Genomic DNA, 17,831 nt, shown 5'->3' with positions numbered 1-17,831 from the left:
ATGAGATATTCAGGTCAGGTGGATATTCAGCAGGTGATCGACGACAGTCCCTTTTCCGGGTTTCACTGGGTGCTCATCGTGCTGGGCTTTTTGGTGCTGGCGATCGATGGTTTCGATACCGCAGCAATGGGCTACATTGCGCCCACGCTGTCGGCAGAATGGGGCATACACAAACAGGATCTGGGACCGGTACTGAGCGCAGCACTGCTCGGGCTGTCGCTGGGAGCGCTGGTCGCAGGCCCGGTATCGGACCGGATAGGCCGCAAGCGCGTACTGGTCTTTTCTTGTCTGTTCTTCGGCCTTTCAAGCCTGGGGACGGCCTGGGCACAAAGCCTTAACACCCTGACGCTATGGCGGTTTCTGACGGGCCTGGGGCTGGGTGCCGCCATGCCGAACGCCATCACCCTCATCTCAGAGTTTGCCCCTCAGCGCTGTCGCGCCATGGCGATTAATACCATGTACTGCGGCTTCCCGCTGGGCGCGGCCGGCGGTGGGGCGATATCGTCCTGGCTTATCCCGCATCATGGCTGGCGAAGCGTACTGCTGACCGGCGCGATAGCACCGCTGATATTAACGCTGCTGCTGATGCTGTTTTTACCGGAATCGGTGAAATATCTGGTGCAGCGCGAGAAAGACATGATGCAGATCCGCCGTATCGCCAGCCGTTTCGCCCGCACGACCCTCGATGGCGTCACCGGTTTCTTCCTCGCAGAGGATCGGGTCGCCGCCAAAAAAAGGGAGCGTAGCACAGCTGTTTTCACAGCCGTGGTTGCCCGGCACCCTGATGCTATGGGTAACCTATTTTATGGGGCTGGTGATTTATTACGTCCTGCTTAGCTGGATGCCGACGCTGATGCTGGGGATGGGCTATCCCCTCGCGGAATCCGCATGGCTCACCTCGCTGTTCACCTTCGGCGGTACCGCAGGCATCCTTCTCGCGGGCTGGATGATGGATCGCTGGGAGGCACACAAAGTGGTCGCAGGTGGCTTTGTCCTGACCATGCTGCTCATTCTGGCGCTCGGCATTGAACATAACCATATCGCCCTGTTTGGCGGCTTGATTTTCCTGATGGGGATCGCGATGAACGGCGCACAATCGGGAATGCAGACGCTGGCAGCCACCTTTTATCCTACCGAGTGTCGCGCAACGGGCATTGCCTGGATGCAGGGCATTGGCCGCTTTGGTGGCGTGGCGGGCACCATGACCAGCGCGCAGCTTCTCTCCATGCAGTGGCAGGCAGACAGTATTTTGATGATCCTTAGCCTGCCCGCCCTGCTGGCGGCCGCGGCAACCTTCTACAAAATGCTGCGTTGCCGCTCGCAGGATCTCGGCGTCGCATAAGCGGCCCGGTTTCTGCTATTCTGCCCCCGCAATTAAGGGGGCAGCATGCTTAACATCGTTTTATTCGAACCAGAAATTCCGCCGAATACCGGCAATATTATCCGCCTGTGCGCCAACACCGGTTTTCGTCTGCATATCATCGAGCCGATGGGTTTTACGTGGGACGACAAACGTCTGCGCCGCGCGGGGCTGGATTATCATGAATTTACGGCCGTGGTTCGCCATCATGATTACGCCGCGTTTCTTGAAAGCAAAAACCCACAGCGCATGTTCGCCCTGACCACCAAAGGTACGCCGGCACATAGCGCCGTGCGCTATCAGGACGGTGATTATCTGATGTTTGGCCCGGAAACGCGCGGCCTGCCGGCCACCATTCTTGATGCCCTGCCCGCTGAGCAGAAGATTCGTATTCCGATGATGCCGGACAGCCGCAGCATGAACCTGTCAAATGCGGTGTCGGTGGTGGTGTATGAAGCATGGCGCCAGCTGGGATACCCAGGCGCCATTCTCAGAAGTTAAATACCGTCACCATACTCAAACGTATGGTGAATACCGTTGAAGTGCTGATCCATATCCATCGACGGTTTGTCGCTGTCTGGTTTACCGACAATACGTGCCGGTACGCCAGCGGCGGTCGTGTGCGGCGGAACAGGCTGCAGAACAACCGAACCGGCGCCAATCTTCGCACCACGACCCACTTCGATGTTGCCGAGGATCTTGGCGCCCGCGCCAATCATCACCCCTTCACGGATTTTCGGATGGCGATCGCCGCTGGTTTTACCGGTACCGCCTAACGTGACCGACTGCAGAATCGAAACGTCATCTTCAATCACCGCGGTTTCACCGACGACAATGCCGGTGGCATGGTCTAGCATGATCCCGCGGCCAATTTTCGCGGCCGGGTGAATATCCACCTGGAAGGTCACGGAAACCTGGTTTTGCAGGAAGATAGCCAGCGCGCGGCGGCCTTCATTCCACAGCCAGTGGCCGATGCGATACGCCTGCAAGGCATGAAAACCCTTCAGATACAGCAACGGCGTAGAGTATTTGTCCACCGCCGGGTCACGCGTGCGCACGGCCTGGATATCACAGGCGGCAGAAGCGATCATTTCAGGGTCAGCGGCATAGGCCTCTTCCACCACTTCACGAATGGCGATGGCGGGCATAATCGAGGAAGCCAGTTTATTGGCGAGCATATAGCTCAGGGCGCTGCCGAGGTTTTCGTGCTTGAGTAGCGTCGCATGATAGAAACTGGCCAGCATTGGCTCGCAGTCAGCCAAAGCCCGGGCTTCAGCTTTAATATTGTTCCAGACGATATCCAGTTCTTCACACGGCATTGCTTACTCCAGACGACATGTTAATGACCGGCCAGTTCTGTGCTGGCCGGGTCATAGTGCTAACAAGAATCCCTGCGACTAGTTACTGCTGCGTTCATCCTTGCGCGAACGACCTAATAAGGTCAATGCTGCCTCGCGCGCATTTTTTCCGCAATACAATACCTGATAAATTTCCTCGGTTATTGGCATTTCGACACCAAAACGGTGCGCCAATTCGCGAACTTCTTTGGTATTGCGATAGCCTTCAACCACTTGACCAATCTTCTCCTGCGCGCCTTTCACATCCATGCCCTCACCGAGCATCATGCCAAAGCGGCGGTTACGGGACTGGTTGTCGGTACAGGTCAGCACCAGATCGCCCAGGCCCGCCATGCCCATGAAGGTGGTCGGATCGGCACCCAGTGCTGCGCCAAGGCGGGACATCTCGGTTAAGCCGCGCGTAATCAGTGCGGTACGTGCGTTGGCACCAAAGCCAATCCCGTCGGACATTCCGGCGCCGATCGCAATCACGTTCTTCACCGCACCGCCCAGCTGTACGCCGATAAAATCGGGGTTGCTGTAAACGCGGAAACTTTTGCCGCAGTGCAGCAAATGCTGAAGATCGTCGGAGAAGGCCTGATCGGTTGATGCCAGCGAGATCGCCGTCGGCAGGCCAGCGGCCAGCTCTTTAGCAAACGTCGGCCCCGAGATAACCGCCAGCGGGATGTCATCACCCAGCGCTTCGCGGGCGACATCCTGCAACAGGCGTCCGGTTTCGGCTTCCAGCCCTTTGGTGGCCCATACAATGCGCGCATCAGGGCGCATCAGCGGCTTGATCTGACGCAGTACTTCGCCAAACACATGGCTCGGCACCACAATCAGAATGTTGCGGCTGGCCGCCAGCGCGGTCGCAAGGTCACTTTCAAGGTGCAGGGAGTCTGGGAACGGAACGTCCGGGAGGAACGCCACGTTGGAACGGTCGCGTTGCAGCGTCGCGATATGTTTTGGGTCGTGGCCCCAGAGAACCACTTCGTGACCATTTCTTGCCAGCGTGATGGCAAGAGCGGTGCCGTATGAGCCGGCACCGATCACAGTCATTGACGCATTAAGAGTGCTCATCAGGCATCCTGATGTTGTTCAGTACCTTCGCCAGCTTGCTGCTGCAGATAGTTCATGAACAGCGCATCAAAGTTAACTGGCGCAAGGTTCAGTTGCGGGAATGTACCGCGAGAAACCAGGCTGGTGATGCATTCGCGAGCATACGGGAACAGAATGTTCGGGCAGTATGCACCCAGGCAGTGCGCCATCTGGTTGCCTTCGATGCCGCCGATGGAGAAGATGCCGCCCTGCTGAACTTCACACAGGAATGCAGTCTCTTCGCCCAGAGAGGCAGTAACAGTCACACGCAGTACGACTTCATACACGTCATCCGCCAGTTGGGTAGATGCGGTATCAAGATCAAGTTTAACCTCTGGCTGCCAATCTTTCTGGAAAACGTGTGGCGCATTTGGCGCTTCGAAAGAGACATCCTTGGTGTAGATACGCTGGATCTGGAAAGTCATTTCGGTGTTGTTTTGTTCTGACATGGAAAAACCCTTTTTAATTGTCCTAAAGTCTCTTAGCTCAGCAGCGGATCGAGTCCACCACGGGCATCGAGCGCATACAAGTCATCACAGCCGCCAATGTGCTGCGCATCAATAAAAATCTGCGGAACCGTCGTACGACCACTACGTTGGATCATCTCTTCGCGTTTAATCGCATCACCGTCAATCGGCAGTTCTTTGAACGCTACGCCTTTGCTGTTCAGAAGCGCTTTTGCACGGTGGCAGAACGGGCACGTTGATTTGGTGTAGATCTCGATATTGGCCATTACTGAACTCCTTATTTACCGCGAACCAAAGGAAGATTTTCCCCGCTCCAGCCGGAAATACCTTCTTTCAGAACCGTTACGTTTTCGAAGCCTGCTTTATGCAGCGCGCTGGCAGATTCCTGCGCCTGCATACCGGTCGCGTCAACAACGATAATCGGCTGGGCTTTATGTTTCTCAAGCTCACCAACGTTGTTCGCTTTGATTTCAGCAGGTAACAGGTTGATAGCACCAGCAATGTGACCTTTACGGAAATCGTCACGCTGACGCAGATCGACCACGACGGCATCTTCTTTGTTAATCAGACGCGTCGCTTCACCACGGGTGATAACCTTAATCTTAGACGTCAGGCCTTTAAATGTGGTGAACAGCACAGCAGCCAGCAGGCCAATCCACGCGATGCTCAGAACCGGATGGCGGCTAACGAATTGCATAATTTCTTGCATGGAGGGTAACTACTCCGACTTAGTGATTAAAAAAACCAGGACAGGAGTATACCTGTGCGTTGTGGCAAATACAGCCAGCGACCATAACCTAATCCATTTTCTGAGGCCTGCCACCTAAAAAATTGCCTCAAAAGCGACCGCTAAGCACCTTGCCCCTGCGCTTTCTTTGATCTTCTGCGGCTATTTGATCGATTCAGCTGTAGTAAAATTACGCAAATTTTGACTCTTGAGCATGAGGTTGTCGCAATGTCGGTTTCTAAAAAACCTATGGTACTGGTGATTCTGGATGGCTATGGCTACCGTGAAGATCAACAGGATAACGCCATTTTCAACGCCAAAACGCCGGTGATGGACGCGCTGTGGGCAAAACGTCCCCACACCCTGATTGATGCGTCCGGGCTGGAAGTGGGTCTGCCAGATCGTCAGATGGGCAACTCCGAAGTTGGCCACGTAAACCTGGGTGCAGGTCGTATCGTGTATCAGGACCTGACGCGTCTGGACGTTGAAATCAAAGAACGTACCTTCTTCAACAACCCAGTACTTTGCGGCGCGGTGGACAGAGCCGTGGCGGCCGGTAAAGCAGTTCATATCATGGGTCTGCTCTCAGCCGGTGGCGTACACAGTCACGAAGATCACATTATGGCGATGGTTGAACTGGCGGCTGAGCGCGGCGCAGAAAAAATCTATCTGCACGCTTTCCTGGACGGTCGTGATACACCACCACGCAGCGCAAAAGGTTCACTGGCCTCCTTCGAAAACAAATTCGCCGCACTTGGCAAAGGACGTGTGGCCTCTATCATCGGGCGCTACTACGCAATGGACCGCGACAACCGTTGGGATCGCGTTGAACAGGCCTATGACCTGATGACGCTGGCAAAAGGTGAATTCCAGTTCGCGACCGCGGTGGAAGGTCTGGAAGCCGCTTACGCGCGTGATGAAAACGATGAATTCGTGAAAGCAACCGTCATTCGTGCTGAAGGCCAGGCTGATGCCGCCATGGAAGACGGCGATGCGCTGATCTTCATGAACTTCCGTGCTGACCGCGCGCGTGAAATCACCCGTGCGTTCGTGAACAGTGATTTCGACGGTTTCACCCGTAAGAAAGTGGTGAAGATCGACTTTATTCAGCTGACCGAATACGCCGCTGACATCAATGCGCCATGCGCTTATCCACCCGCATCACTGGCCAATACCTTCGGTGAGTGGATGGCGAAGAACGACAAGACACAGCTGCGTATCTCCGAAACCGAGAAATATGCCCACGTCACCTTCTTCTTTAACGGCGGTGTTGAAGAGCCGTTCAAAGGCGAAGATCGTATTCTGATTAACTCACCCAAAGTGGCTACCTACGATCTGCAGCCAGAAATGAGCTCTGCCGAGCTGACTGAAAAACTGGTTGCGGCAATCGAAAGCGGCAAATACGACACCATCATCTGTAACTACCCGAACGGCGACATGGTGGGTCATACCGGCGTGATGGAAGCCGCCGTAAAAGCGGTTGAAGCGCTGGATCACTGTGTTGAGCAGGTCGCGAAAGCGGTTGAATCCGTTGGCGGCCAGCTGCTCATCACCGCTGACCACGGTAACGCAGAACAGATGCGCGACCCGGCAACCGGCCAGGCGCACACCGCTCACACCAACCTGCCTGTTCCGCTGATTTATGTGGGTGATAAATCACTGAAAGCAGTGGAAGGCGGCAAGCTTTCCGACATCGCGCCAACCATGTTGTCGCTGATGGGCATGGAGATCCCTGAAGAGATGACTGGTAAGCCGCTGTTCATCGTGGAATAATCGCTCCCCATGAGGGGAAAGGCGATTTTTTCAATCACATGGGTCGTGAAGCCGCTTAGGTTATCAGTCAGACCTCTGCTTTGCGCCAGCGCACTCAGCGCTGGCGTATTGCTGTGCGCCGCATCCGCCCACGCGGATGACCGTGACCAGCTGAAATCCATTCAGGCCGATATCGCCGCGAAAGAGCGTGCGGTACGCCAGCAACAGCAGCAACGCTCTGCTCTGCTCGCTCAGCTTAAGCAGCAGGAAGAAGCCATCTCCGCTGCCGCACGTAAATTACGTGAAACGCAAAACACCCTCGCCCAGTTGAATAAACAGATCGACGAAATGAACGCGTCGATTGCCAAACTGGAACGCCAGCGTGATGCCCAGGAACGCAACCTTGCCGCACAGCTTGATGCTGCTTTCCGCCAGGGTGAGCACACGGGCCTTCAGTTGATCCTCAGCGGTGAAGAGAGCCAGCGCGGTCAGCGTCTGCAGGCCTACTTTGGTTATCTGAACCAGGCGCGTCAGGAGACTATCGCGCAGCTGAAACAGACGCGCGAAGAGGTCACCACGCAAAAAGCCGAGCTCGAAGAGAAGCAGAGCCAGCAACAGACGCTGCTCTACGAACAGCAGGCGCAACAAGCGAAGCTCGAGCAGGCCCGCAACGAGCGCAAGAAAACCCTTTCCGGTCTCGAGTCCTCTATTCAGCAAGGCCAAAGCCAGCTGAGCGAAATGCGCGCCAACGAATCGAAACTGCGTAACAGTATCGCCCGCGCGGAAGCGGCGGCGAAAGCGCGCGCCGAAAAAGAGGCCCGCGAAGCGCAGGCCGTACGCGACAAGCAGCAGGAAGCCTCACGCAAAGGTACGACCTACAAGCCAAGCGAAAGCGAACGCTCCCTGATGTCACGTACCGGCGGTTTAGGCTCCCCTCGTGGTCAGGCTTACTGGCCCGTGCGCGGTACAATTCTGCATCGCTATGGCGAACAGCTGCAGGGTGAACTACGTTGGAAAGGGATAGTTATCGGTGCGTCTGAAGGTAGCGAAGTAAAAGCCATCGCCGATGGCCGTGTGATTCTGGCCGACTGGCTGCAGGGTTACGGGCTTGTGGTAGTGGTGGAACACGGTAAAGGCGATATGAGCCTTTACGGCTACAACCAGAGCGCACTGGTCAGCGTTGGTACTCAAGTGCGCGCCGGCCAACCCATCGCCCTCGTGGGCAGCAGTGGCGGTCAGGGCCGCCCGTCACTCTATTTCGAAATTCGTCGCCAGGGTCAGGCGGTCAATCCACAGCCGTGGTTGGGAAGATAAGTTTTGCTTCAATTTCGTCGAATTGTTCTCTCCTTCGCCAGTGCACTGGCGCTGGCAGCACCGGTCTACGCTGGCAAACTCGCGATAGTGATTGATGACTTCGGTTATCGTCCGCACACCGAGAATCAGGTGCTGGCGATGCCGGCCGCCATCTCTGTTGCCGTCCTCCCGAATGCGCCGCACGCGCGTGAAATGGCGAGCAAAGCGCATAACAGCGGCCATCAGGTTCTCATCCATCTGCCGATGGCACCGCTCAGCAAGCAGCCGCTGGAAAAAGATACTTTGCGTCCTGATATGAGCAGCGATGAGATCGATCGCATCATTCGCGATGCTTACAATAAAGTGCCGTACGCCGTCGGGCTGAACAACCACATGGGTAGCGCGATGACCTCCAGCCTGTACGGGATGCTCAAAGTGATGCAGTCGCTGGAGCGCTATAACCTCTATTTCCTCGACAGCATGACCATCGGCAACAGCCAGGCGATGCGTGCCGCGCAGGGTACAGGCGTGAAGGTAATAAAGCGCAAGGTGTTCCTCGATGACACCCAGAACGACGCGGATATCCGCGGGCAGTTCAATCGCGCCGTACAGCTAGCACGACGCAATGGCTCGGCTATTGCTATCGGCCACCCGCATCCGTCTACCGTTCGCGTTCTGCAGCAGATGCTGCCGACATTGCCGTCTGATATTACGCTGGTTCGTCCTGGCGATCTGCTGAATGAGCCACAGGTTGATACGTCGCGTCCTGGCAATGCACAGCCACCGGTAACGCAGCCGCGCAATCCATTCAGGGGTGTGAAAATTTGCAAGCCTAAGCAGTCACCAGAGCCTGTATATGCTACTCGATTCTTTACCGTGATAGGGGAAAGTATCAGCCAAAGTTCCTTAGTGAAATATATGCAGCATCAATGGCAAGGCTGGGGTAAAAAAGCATAATTGGCCCGCCAACGCAGGCGGGCAGAGCATGGCAACGAGATGAGTGCCCGGATACTTCCTGCATGCGGGCTATTTTTTATCCTCAAACTGATACCAGGCTTTGAAATATTTGAGAAAACTGTATAGCGTTGCATAGAGTCCCGTCACGACGCCCACTTTCCCCTGCCGCCAGGCACCACTGAAAAGATACCATTTAAAAAACGCCCCAATGGCACTAATAAGGCCTCGTCCAATTGAAGGGCGGATCTTCTGATATTTGACCAACCTTGTTGTATAGCTATTGAGCTTATTAAACACTTCATTCAGGTCATAAAAGGTATCATGGCGTACTTGCCCAGCCATGATGAAAGCATTAAGTTCACCTTCCACCTTGTCATCTACTGGTCGGAGATTAAATCTTGCACAGGTGCGATTAAAAAGACGTACAGGGAAATCTGGCGACGATACTGGATAGATAGTACGAACTTCTTTTCCGAGTACGTACCAGTGTCGAGCAATACGCCAGGCATGATCTGGTGGAGGCTCAGCCCCACTCTTCAGATTCAGAATAAAGGATACAGTCAGGTCATCCAGGATTTCATCGCTATCCATGCATAACACCCAATCATGAGATGCAAGACTCACCGCATAGTTCATTTGGTCCCCATGCATCGTATATTGTCTATAGATAGGGCTTAAATTATAACTTTCACAAATGGATAGCGTGTTATCTTTACTTCCGGAATCAACAACAATCATTTCATCTGCAATTTTAAGAAGAGGAGGCAGAACATGGTTAAGAACCCTGGCTGAATTGCAGGTGAGTAAACAAACAGTTAACTTGAACATTCCCTTACTCTTTTCGAAAATGACCTACACAATTGTAGCAGGGAAAGTGTATTTAAGTGAATATCGAAACAATCAGCAAATAATAAATAAAATCGTCTTTTGTGACATCCATTCCATACTCTTCATTCCTTAAAGTAGGCCTGTAAACATACTTTTGCCTTTATCCAGGCACTAAAAAGTACTGTTTGACCAGTAGAGAGTGACCTGCACAGCGCGCCAAGCATTCTAACCCTTTGAAATTATTAAACAAAAAATTAATTCCTCATTAAAATAGATGTTCACATTACTTATCATTATGCTTATACTGTTAGCAGAATGTTTAAAATGTGGTTTGTCAAACAAATGAAAAAAATCATCCTTTATTTTAAAGCACTTAATCGTCAACGAAATCATAAGACTCATGAATTAAAACGTCGGCTTAAACTCTATAAATTATCTAAAAACATTCCCGATAAAAGAGGCAAACCTTTCGATAGTTCCTCAGTAAAGCGGATCCTCTTTCCTTTTTTAGATTTAGGGATTGGTGATGCCGTTTGTCATACCGGAATGTGGAGAGAACTGAAAAAGGCTGGGTATATTGTCCAGATCGCGGCAGAAGAAAGAAACAGGGCTTTATTTGAAAAAATCGTTGATATTGATGAGATTTTTATCATTGATATCAATGAGTTAAACTCCATCTCACAAATAGAGACTGACCTGATCATTAATCCTTATGCATGGATGAAAAGAAAAGAGCTCTTTAGTGTACAACTGCTGCAGAAAACGCAATATAAATATGCGATGAGTTTTGGTGGCTGGCTTAATAAGCCCTACAATTTACAACTGCCAGCGGAGGGAGACTTTCACATTACTGATCCACAGAAAAAGATGCTTACTGCATTAAATATTCAAACGAAACACTTATCTTACTCTTTACCAGCGTTACCGAGCCACGAAGAGACTATTAATGAGTATCTTCTTCCTTTTAAAGGAAAAAAGTGGATCGTAATCAACCCCTTTGCCAGTGTAGATGAGCGAAGTCTTAGTCGCGAGCAATTAGTAAGCCTAATTTCAAAAATTTCAGAACCAAAAAATAATCATATTTTCATTGTTGGTGAAAGAAAAAAGACTGAAAAATTAAACATTCAGGATCCTGCAGTTTCCGTATCTATTTTCCCGTCATTATGGGACACCGTTGCGCTAATCAAGCAGGCAGACCTTGTCATTTCAGTGGATACCGCTATTGTCCATATTGCCTGCGCTTTAGATAAAAAGCTCGTAGCTATATATTACTCAATGCTTCTTGATCATAATAAGAATTACGAAGGCAATAAAATATTCGGCCCGATAGGCGAAAATGCAAAACAACTTATTTTCAATAAATACGATAGAAAAATCGACATAAATTTAATTGCCACTGAAGCCAAGAATATTTTAGATGGCAAATGCGTTATAGAAGAAAAAGATAAATACCTGTGATGAAAGCCGGCCGGATTTAAATCCGGCCGGCTTTTACTCTCAATCCCAGCTCAGGATAACCTTTCCGGACTGGCCAGAGCGCATCGCGTCAAAGCCTTCCTGGAACTCATCGATGGAGAAGCGATGGGTGATAATCGGAGACAGGTCCAGACCAGACTGGATCAGTGCCGCCATCTTGTACCAGGTTTCGAACATCTCGCGGCCGTAGATACCTTTGATGAACAGCCCCTTGAAGATAACCTTGTTCCAGTCGATAGACATATCAGACGGTGGAATGCCCAGCATCGCAATACGTCCGCCGTGGTTCATGGTGTCCAGCATGGTGCGAAACGCCGGTGGTGCGCCGGACATCTCAAGACCCACGTCAAAACCTTCGGTCATGCCCAGCTCTTCCATCACGTCGCTCAGGCTCTCTTTTGAGACATCCACCGCGCGGGTCACGCCCATTTTGCGCGCCAGGGACAGGCGATACTCGTTCACATCGGTAATCACCACATTGCGGGCACCAACGTGCTTCGCCACCGCGGCAGCCATAATCCCGATGGGACCCGCGCCGGAAACCAGCACATCTTCGCCGACCAGGTCGAAAGAGAGCGCCGTGTGTACCGCGTTGCCGAAGGGATCAAAGATAGAGGCCAGATCGTCAGAAATGTTGTCCGGGATTTTGAACGCGTTAAACGCCGGGATCACCAGGTATTCTGCGAAGCAGCCCGGACGGTTCACGCCCACGCCGATTGTGTTACGGCACAGGTGCGTGCGTCCACCGCGGCAGTTACGGCAGTGACCACAGGTAATATGACCTTCACCCGAGACGCGGTCGCCAATGTTGAAGCCTTTTACTTCCTGACCCATGCCCACCACTTCGCCGACATATTCGTGGCCCACGACCATCGGTACCGGAATGGTTTTCTGCGACCACTGGTCCCAGTTATAGATATGAACGTCAGTGCCGCAAATGGCGGTTTTACGAATTTTGATCAGCAGATCGTTATGACCGACTTCCGGCTCCGGCACGTCGGTCATCCAAATCCCTTCTTCCGCTTTCAGTTTGGATAACGCTTTCATCACACGTCCTCAGGCAATTACGCCCAGCTGTTTGCCGATGCGGGTAAAGGCTTCCACCGCACGTTCAATTTGTTCAGGCGAATGCGCCGCAGACATCTGGGTGCGGATACGCGCCTGGCCTTTTGGTACCACCGGGAAGAAGAACCCGGTAACGTAAATTCCTTCTTTCTGCAGCTCGCGGGCAAAATTCTGCGCCACAACCGCATCGCCCAGCATCACCGGAATAATGGCGTGATCGGCACCGGCGAGCGTAAACCCTGCGGCACCCATTTTTTCACGGAACAGGCGGGCGTTTGACCACAGACGGTCGCGCAGCTCAGCGCCAGACTCCACCATTTCCAGGACTTTAATGGATGCGGCAACGATCGCCGGCGCCAGCGAGTTGGAGAACAGGTATGGACGGGAACGCTGGCGCAGCCACTCAACCACCTCTTTACGCGCAGCAGTATAACCCCCTGACGCGCCGCCCAGCGCTTTACCCAGCGTACCGGTGATAATGTCCACGCGACCCATTACGTCACAGTATTCGTGAGATCCACGGCCGTTCTCACCAACAAAACCGACGGCGTGTGAATCATCAACCATCACCAGCGCATCGTATTTATCTGCCAGGTCGCACACGCCCTTCAGGTTGGCAATCACGCCATCCATAGAGAACACGCCGTCGGTGGCGATCAGCACATGGCGGGCACCTGCTTCACGTGCTTCTTTCAGCCGCGCTTCCAGTTCAACCATGTCGTTGTTGGCGTAGCGGAAGCGCTTCGCTTTACACAGGCGCACACCGTCAATGATAGAAGCGTGGTTCAGGGCGTCGGAGATAATCGCATCTTCTGCGCCGAGCAGCGTCTCAAACAGACCACCGTTGGCGTCGAAGCACGAGGAGTACAGGATCGCATCTTCCATCCCCAGGAAGTCCGCCAGCTTTTTCTCAAGCTGCTTATGGCTGTCCTGCGTACCGCAGATAAAGCGTACGGAGGCCATACCGAAACCGTGGGTGTCCATGCCTTGTTTTGCCGCGGCAATCAGCTCAGGGTGATTCGCAAGACCTAAGTAGTTGTTCGCACAAAAGTTGATCACATGGCTGCCATCGGCAACGGTGATGTCCGCCTGCTGAGCAGACGTGATAATACGCTCTTCTTTGAACAACCCTTCCGCACGTGCGGTGTCGAGGTCGCTGTTTAACTGTTTGTAAAAATCACCACGCATTGCAATTCTCCAGACTCGGCAAATTTTGGCACATATTACCCAACCCTGGCCGCCATGACGAGATGACACATTATCTCTTCTCGTTTTTGCAGCATAAATCACGTGTACCCTTGCGCTATGTCGGTGAATGGCTGAAGGGCAGCCATACTAATGATATGATAAGAACATTAGCGTCCGGGATTGTCCCCGGACTCCACACTTCAAAGGTTACAGTTATGATCATCGTTACCGGCGGCGCGGGCTTTATCGGCAGCAACATTGTTAAGGCCCTCAATGACAAAGGCATCACCGACATTCTGGTGGTGGACAACCTGAAAGACGGCACCAAGTTTGTAAACCTGGTGGATCTGAACATCGCTGACTATATGGATAAAGAAGACTTCCTTATCCAGATTATGGCAGGTGAAGAGTTCGGCGAGATCGAAGCCATCTTCCACGAAGGCGCATGTTCTTCCACCACCGAGTGGGACGGCAAGTACATGATGGACAATAACTATCAGTACTCCAAAGAGATCCTGCATTACTGCCTGGAGCGTGAAATTCCGTTCCTGTACGCCTCTTCTGCAGCAACCTACGGTGGCCGTACGTCAGACTTTATCGAATCCCGCGAATATGAGCAGCCGCTGAACGTCTATGGCTACTCCAAATTCCTGTTCGACGAATACGTGCGTCAGGTTCTGCCTGAAGCCAATTCCCAGATTGTGGGTTTCCGTTACTTCAACGTGTACGGACCGCGCGAAGGCCACAAAGGGAGCATGGCGAGCGTCGCGTTCCACCTGAACACGCAGCTGAACAATGGCGAAAGCCCGAAACTGTTTGAAGGCAGTGACGGCTTCAAGCGTGACTTCGTCTACGTAGGCGACGTGGCGGCAGTGAACCTGTGGTTCTGGGAAAACGGCGTCTCCGGTATCTTTAACCTGGGGACAGGCCGTGCGGAATCCTTCCAGGCCGTGGCGGACGCCACCCTGGCGTACCACAAAAAAGGCAGCATTGAATACATTCCGTTCCCGGACAAACTGAAAGGTCGTTACCAGGCCTTCACGCAGGCGGATTTGACCAACCTGCGTGCGGCGGGTTACGACAAACCGTTCAAGACCGTTGCCGAAGGCGTAACGGAATATATGGCCTGGCTGAACCGCGACGCGTAAGTATGAAAATTCTGGTGATCGGCCCGTCATGGGTGGGCGACATGATGATGTCGCAAAGTCTCTATCGCACGCTCAAGGCGCGTTATCCCCAGGCGATAATTGATGTGATGGCACCTGCCTGGTGCCGTCCGTTGTTATCGCGTATGCCGGAAGTTAACGAGGCGATCCCAATGCCGCTCGGCCACGGCGCGCTGGAAATTGGTGAACGTCGCAAGCTCGGCCATAGCCTGCGCGAAAAGCGCTATGACCGCGCCTATGTCTTGCCTAACTCCTTTAAATCCGCCCTGGTACCCTTCTTTGCGGGCGTCCCCCATCGCACCGGCTGGCGTGGAGAAATGCGCTACGGTCTGCTGAACGACGCGCGCGTGCTTGATAAAGACGCCTGGCCACTCATGGTCGAGCGCTACGTCGCGCTGGCCTATGACAAAGGCGTGATGCGCAGCGCAAAAGATCTGCCGCAACCGCTGCTCTGGCCCCAGCTCCAGGTCAACGACGGCGAGAAATCCCACACCTGCAACGCGTTTGGAATTTCATCAGAACGCCCTATGATCGGTTTCTGCCCGGGAGCAGAGTTCGGCCCGGCAAAACGCTGGCCGCATTATCATTACGCTGAGCTGGCAAAACAGCTGATCGATGAAGGTAATCAGGTCGTGTTGTTTGGCTCGGCGAAAGACCACGAGGCGGGTAACGAAATTCTGGCTTCGCTGAATACAGAACAGCAGGCATGGTGCCGTAATCTGGCAGGGGAAACCCAGCTGGAACAGGCGGTAGTTTTACTTGCCGCCTGTAAAGCCGTCGTCACCAACGACTCAGGCCTGATGCACGTCGCCGCTGCGCTCAACCGGCCGCTGGTTGCTCTGTATGGCCCCAGCAGCCCTGACTTTACGCCACCGCTTTCTCATAAAGCGCGCGTCATACGTCTGATCAGCGGTTATCACAAGGTGCGAAAAGGCGATGCGGCTGAAGGCTATCACCAGAGCCTGATCGACATCACGCCCGAGCGTGTCCTTGAAGAGCTCAACGAGCTGCTGTTGAGTGAAGAAGGATAACGGATGCGGGTATTGATCGTTAAAACCTCTTCAATGGGCGATGTCCTGCATACTCTACCGTCGCTCACCGACGCCATGCAGGCCATTCCCGGCATTCGTTTTGACTGGGTGGTGGAGGAGGGCTTCGCACAGATCCCCACCTGGCATGAAGCAGTAGACCGCGTGATCCCGGTTGCTATCCGCCGCTGGCGTAAAGCGTGGTTCTCAGCACCGATTAAGGCTGAACGTCAAGCCTTCCGTGATGCGGTGCAAGCGCAGCGTTACGATGCCATCATTGACGCACAGGGTCTGGTCAAAAGCGCCGCGCTGGTCACGCGTCTGGCGCACGGCGTAAAGCACGGTATGGACTGGCAAACCGCCCGCGAGCCGCTGGCGAGCCTGTTCTATAATCGCCGCCACCATATCGCGAAACAGCAGCACGCCGTGGAGCGCACCCGCGAGCTGTTTGCGAAAAGCCTCGGCTATGCAAAACCGGACACGCAGGGTGATTACGCTATTGCGCAGCATTTTTTGCGCGATGCGAAGACGCACACACCGCCCTATCTGGTCTTTCTGCATGCCACAACGCGCGATGATAAGCACTGGCCGGAATCACACTGGCGAAGACTCATTGAGCTAATGCAACCGACCGGCATCCATATTAAACTCCCGTGGGGCGCAGAACACGAAAGGCAACGCGCAGAGCGTTTGGCCGCGGGTTTTTCAAATGTGGAAGTGTTACCTAAACTCACGCTGGCTCAGGTTGCCGCGCAACTGGCAGGCGCCAATGCCGTCGTATCCGTGGATACCGGATTAAGCCATTTAACCGCAGCGCTGGATCGCCCCAATATCACCCTTTTCGGTCCGACCGACCCGGGGCTGATTGGGGGGTACGGTAAAAACCAGCATCAAATGGTCAGTCCGACGCAGCAGATGAGAGACATTACCGCAGATGCGATTTTTTCGTTTTTACAGGGCAGCCATCGGCTTTCTAACAGGGATATTTAACCCATGAGTTATGTATTTCTGCTGATTTTACTTTTTCCGGTGAAACTCATCCGGAAGCTGTTTCGCAAAGACACGGGCAGAAACCTTGTCATTCAGACAGCCAAAATCGGTGACTTTATCAATGCAACGCCTCTACTGGCGTATCTGCAAAAAAGCGATGTGCTGATCAGCCGCAGCGTTAACGCATTGGCTCAGCATGACGACAGTATCGAAGAGATCTTTTTTGTGGAGCAGCAAAAGCGCAACCTGTGGCGTAAGCTCTGCTTCGCCTGCCGGATCATGAATCGCTACGACAATGTCTATCTGCTGCAGCCCAACAGTGTGAATCTCTTTTTCGCCTCAGCCTGTAATGCAAAAAACAAACAATTTTTAAGCACTTATACGCGCAGGTGGTACCACGGAATTTTTTATGCCACGGCTGATGGTACTGTTGAGCATGGCAAAAAGACGCTGTCCGTCACTAACTATCTCAAGCTCGCCGATCGCGCGCTCACCTGGCAGGACGCACCCAAGCACGCCACAAAGCCCCTGTTCAAGCCTGCGGTTTACCCGCAAATTCTCGATAAACCCGGGGTTATCCGAATTGGTATCAGCATTTCTGCCGGTAACAAAGCAAAGACGGTTCCCCCGGCAATCTGGAAACGTATTGTCGATCATCTTGCCGACCTGCCCTGCGAGTTTTATGTTTTTGGCGCACCGAACGAGCAGCCGTGGATGGATGACATCACCCGCGCTTACGGTGAAATTCCCAATTTTATCAACCTCATTGGAAAAATATCGCTCGAAGAACTGCCGTGGGCGATATCCAAAATGGATTGTTATATTGCGTCAGATTCAGGGAATATCTACATTGCCGATGCGGTGGGCGTCCCGGTGGTGTTGCTGTTTGGCCCTTGCTGCCATTATGAACAACGTCCGCTTGGCAAGGTATTGCTGATTGGGAAGGATGAAAATATAAACTCTTACGTCTTTGAAACGCGTTACTACTTCAGCCAGCCGAAAGAAGAACTCTTTGAGGTAACAGACGAAGATTTGGCGAGAATCAGTCATTTGTTGTCTACTGTTGCGCATAAAAATAGTGAAATCGAGAAGGCTTAAG

At 53.1% G+C, this 17,831-nt stretch carries 17 protein-coding genes and 1 pseudogene; 10 read left to right on the top strand and 8 right to left on the bottom strand.

The genetic code is table 11. The features are described 5' to 3' along the window. A pseudogene (locus tag HV242_RS00650) lies at window positions 1–1,342 on the top strand (MFS transporter). A gap of 45 nt (window positions 1,343–1,387) precedes the next feature. After that, window positions 1,388–1,861: a tRNA (uridine(34)/cytosine(34)/5-carboxymethylaminomethyluridine(34)-2'-O)-methyltransferase TrmL gene (gene trmL, locus HV242_RS00645; RefSeq protein ID WP_044866019.1), complete on the top strand. Its 474-nt coding sequence runs from the start codon at window positions 1,388–1,390 to the stop codon at window positions 1,859–1,861. On the opposite strand, the gene cysE is transcribed toward trmL, so the two are convergent. From cysE to HV242_RS00620, 5 genes are all read right to left on the bottom strand, one after another. Further along, window positions 1,858–2,679 carry a serine O-acetyltransferase gene (gene cysE, locus HV242_RS00640; RefSeq protein ID WP_008502718.1) on the bottom strand — a complete coding sequence of 274 codons (822 nt, stop codon included), beginning with the start codon at window positions 2,677–2,679 and terminating at the stop codon, window positions 1,858–1,860. The two genes, trmL and cysE, sit on opposite strands and share 4 nt — an antisense overlap. Before the next feature lie 78 nt (window positions 2,680–2,757). Further along, entirely contained in the window at window positions 2,758–3,777 is a 1,020-nt protein-coding gene (gene gpsA / locus HV242_RS00635) for an NAD(P)H-dependent glycerol-3-phosphate dehydrogenase (protein WP_050737637.1), read from the bottom strand. Then, complete coding sequence (gene secB, locus HV242_RS00630) at window positions 3,777–4,244, bottom strand: protein-export chaperone SecB (protein ID WP_014168079.1); 468 nt, start codon at window positions 4,242–4,244, stop codon at window positions 3,777–3,779. The genes gpsA and secB overlap by 1 nt, the downstream gene beginning before the upstream one ends. A gap of 32 nt (window positions 4,245–4,276) precedes the next feature. Next, window positions 4,277–4,528 (bottom strand): glutaredoxin 3, encoded by a 252-nt coding sequence (grxC, locus tag HV242_RS00625; RefSeq protein ID WP_044866021.1) that lies wholly within the window; start codon window positions 4,526–4,528, stop codon window positions 4,277–4,279. Window positions 4,529–4,539: 11 nt separating this feature from the next. Continuing rightward, complete coding sequence (locus tag HV242_RS00620; protein WP_014168077.1) at window positions 4,540–4,971, bottom strand: rhodanese-like domain-containing protein; 432 nt, start codon at window positions 4,969–4,971, stop codon at window positions 4,540–4,542. A gap of 246 nt (window positions 4,972–5,217) precedes the next feature. On the opposite strand from HV242_RS00620, the gene gpmM reads away from it, so the two are divergent. Genes gpmM through HV242_RS00605 form a run of 3 tightly spaced genes read left to right on the top strand, consistent with a single transcriptional unit; the run spans window position 5,218 to window position 8,991 of the window. Beyond that, window positions 5,218–6,762 carry a 2,3-bisphosphoglycerate-independent phosphoglycerate mutase gene (gene gpmM / locus HV242_RS00615; protein WP_020882671.1) on the top strand — a complete coding sequence of 515 codons (1,545 nt, stop codon included), beginning with the start codon at window positions 5,218–5,220 and terminating at the stop codon, window positions 6,760–6,762. Window positions 6,763–6,795: 33 nt separating this feature from the next. Next, a complete protein-coding gene (envC, locus tag HV242_RS00610; protein WP_025206449.1) occupies window positions 6,796–8,055 on the top strand; it encodes a murein hydrolase activator EnvC in 1,260 nt (419 codons plus the stop codon). 3 nt (window positions 8,056–8,058) lie between these two features. Then, window positions 8,059–8,991, top strand: a complete 933-nt coding sequence (locus HV242_RS00605; RefSeq protein WP_050737638.1) for a divergent polysaccharide deacetylase family protein — start codon at window positions 8,059–8,061, stop codon at window positions 8,989–8,991. A 69-nt stretch (window positions 8,992–9,060) separates the two neighbouring features. Here the strand turns inward: HV242_RS00605 and HV242_RS00600 are convergent, their stop codons facing one another. Beyond that, the gene (locus HV242_RS00600) at window positions 9,061–9,819 is read right to left on the bottom strand and encodes a glycosyltransferase family 2 protein (RefSeq protein ID WP_044866025.1); all 759 of its coding nucleotides are present in this window, start codon (window positions 9,817–9,819) and stop codon (window positions 9,061–9,063) included. A 324-nt stretch (window positions 9,820–10,143) separates the two neighbouring features. On the opposite strand from HV242_RS00600, the gene HV242_RS00595 reads away from it, so the two are divergent. Next, window positions 10,144–11,277, top strand: coding sequence for a glycosyltransferase family 9 protein (locus HV242_RS00595; protein WP_237760700.1), 1,134 nt, complete (start codon window positions 10,144–10,146; stop codon window positions 11,275–11,277). A gap of 39 nt (window positions 11,278–11,316) precedes the next feature. Here HV242_RS00595 and tdh read toward each other — a convergent pair whose 3' ends face one another. Together tdh and kbl are read right to left on the bottom strand one after the other, a co-directional pair. Beyond that, window positions 11,317–12,342 (bottom strand): L-threonine 3-dehydrogenase, encoded by a 1,026-nt coding sequence (tdh, locus tag HV242_RS00590; RefSeq protein ID WP_020882675.1) that lies wholly within the window; start codon window positions 12,340–12,342, stop codon window positions 11,317–11,319. Between the two features lie 9 nt (window positions 12,343–12,351). Continuing rightward, window positions 12,352–13,548 carry a glycine C-acetyltransferase gene (gene kbl / locus HV242_RS00585; RefSeq protein ID WP_020882676.1) on the bottom strand — a complete coding sequence of 399 codons (1,197 nt, stop codon included), beginning with the start codon at window positions 13,546–13,548 and terminating at the stop codon, window positions 12,352–12,354. 215 nt (window positions 13,549–13,763) lie between these two features. Between kbl and rfaD the strand changes: the two genes are divergently transcribed. From rfaD to HV242_RS00565, 4 genes are read left to right on the top strand one after another with little or no spacing between them, the layout of a single operon-like run. Beyond that, window positions 13,764–14,696: an ADP-glyceromanno-heptose 6-epimerase gene (gene rfaD, locus HV242_RS00580; RefSeq protein WP_008502707.1), complete on the top strand. Its 933-nt coding sequence runs from the start codon at window positions 13,764–13,766 to the stop codon at window positions 14,694–14,696. A gap of 2 nt (window positions 14,697–14,698) precedes the next feature. After that, on the top strand, window positions 14,699–15,745 hold the full coding sequence (rfaF, locus tag HV242_RS00575) for an ADP-heptose--LPS heptosyltransferase RfaF (RefSeq protein WP_020882677.1): 1,047 nt from the start codon (window positions 14,699–14,701) through the stop codon (window positions 15,743–15,745). Window positions 15,746–15,748: 3 nt separating this feature from the next. Continuing rightward, entirely contained in the window at window positions 15,749–16,732 is a 984-nt protein-coding gene (gene rfaC / locus HV242_RS00570) for a lipopolysaccharide heptosyltransferase RfaC (RefSeq protein ID WP_032679328.1), read from the top strand. A 3-nt stretch (window positions 16,733–16,735) separates the two neighbouring features. Next, on the top strand, window positions 16,736–17,830 hold the full coding sequence (locus HV242_RS00565) for a glycosyltransferase family 9 protein (protein ID WP_032680004.1): 1,095 nt from the start codon (window positions 16,736–16,738) through the stop codon (window positions 17,828–17,830). The last annotated feature ends 1 nt before the right edge of the window (window position 17,831 follow it).

The sequence above is a fragment of the Enterobacter sp. RHBSTW-00593 genome (assembly GCF_013784105.1).
GTDB classification, from domain to species: Bacteria; Pseudomonadota; Gammaproteobacteria; order Enterobacterales; family Enterobacteriaceae; genus Enterobacter; species Enterobacter ludwigii.
The sequence above is the reverse complement of the archived record's forward strand: the minus strand, read 5'-3'. Positions and strand labels throughout refer to the sequence as shown.

Coding starts and splice junctions, on each gene's coding strand:
- trmL (WP_044866019.1), top strand. CDS start 1,388: ATGCTTAACATCGTTTTATTCGAACCAGAAATTCCGCCGAATACCGGC.
- cysE (WP_008502718.1), bottom strand. CDS start 2,679: ATGCCGTGTGAAGAACTGGATATCGTCTGGAACAATATTAAAGCTGAA.
- gpsA (WP_050737637.1), bottom strand. CDS start 3,777: ATGAGCACTCTTAATGCGTCAATGACTGTGATCGGTGCCGGCTCATAC.
- secB (WP_014168079.1), bottom strand. CDS start 4,244: ATGTCAGAACAAAACAACACCGAAATGACTTTCCAGATCCAGCGTATC.
- grxC (WP_044866021.1), bottom strand. CDS start 4,528: ATGGCCAATATCGAGATCTACACCAAATCAACGTGCCCGTTCTGCCAC.
- HV242_RS00620 (WP_014168077.1), bottom strand. CDS start 4,971: ATGCAAGAAATTATGCAATTCGTTAGCCGCCATCCGGTTCTGAGCATC.
- gpmM (WP_020882671.1), top strand. CDS start 5,218: ATGTCGGTTTCTAAAAAACCTATGGTACTGGTGATTCTGGATGGCTAT.
- HV242_RS00600 (WP_044866025.1), bottom strand. CDS start 9,819: ATGTTCAAGTTAACTGTTTGTTTACTCACCTGCAATTCAGCCAGGGTT.
- HV242_RS00595 (WP_237760700.1), top strand. CDS start 10,144: ATGTGGTTTGTCAAACAAATGAAAAAAATCATCCTTTATTTTAAAGCA.
- tdh (WP_020882675.1), bottom strand. CDS start 12,342: ATGAAAGCGTTATCCAAACTGAAAGCGGAAGAAGGGATTTGGATGACC.
- kbl (WP_020882676.1), bottom strand. CDS start 13,548: ATGCGTGGTGATTTTTACAAACAGTTAAACAGCGACCTCGACACCGCA.
- rfaD (WP_008502707.1), top strand. CDS start 13,764: ATGATCATCGTTACCGGCGGCGCGGGCTTTATCGGCAGCAACATTGTT.
- rfaF (WP_020882677.1), top strand. CDS start 14,699: ATGAAAATTCTGGTGATCGGCCCGTCATGGGTGGGCGACATGATGATG.
- rfaC (WP_032679328.1), top strand. CDS start 15,749: ATGCGGGTATTGATCGTTAAAACCTCTTCAATGGGCGATGTCCTGCAT.
- HV242_RS00565 (WP_032680004.1), top strand. CDS start 16,736: ATGAGTTATGTATTTCTGCTGATTTTACTTTTTCCGGTGAAACTCATC.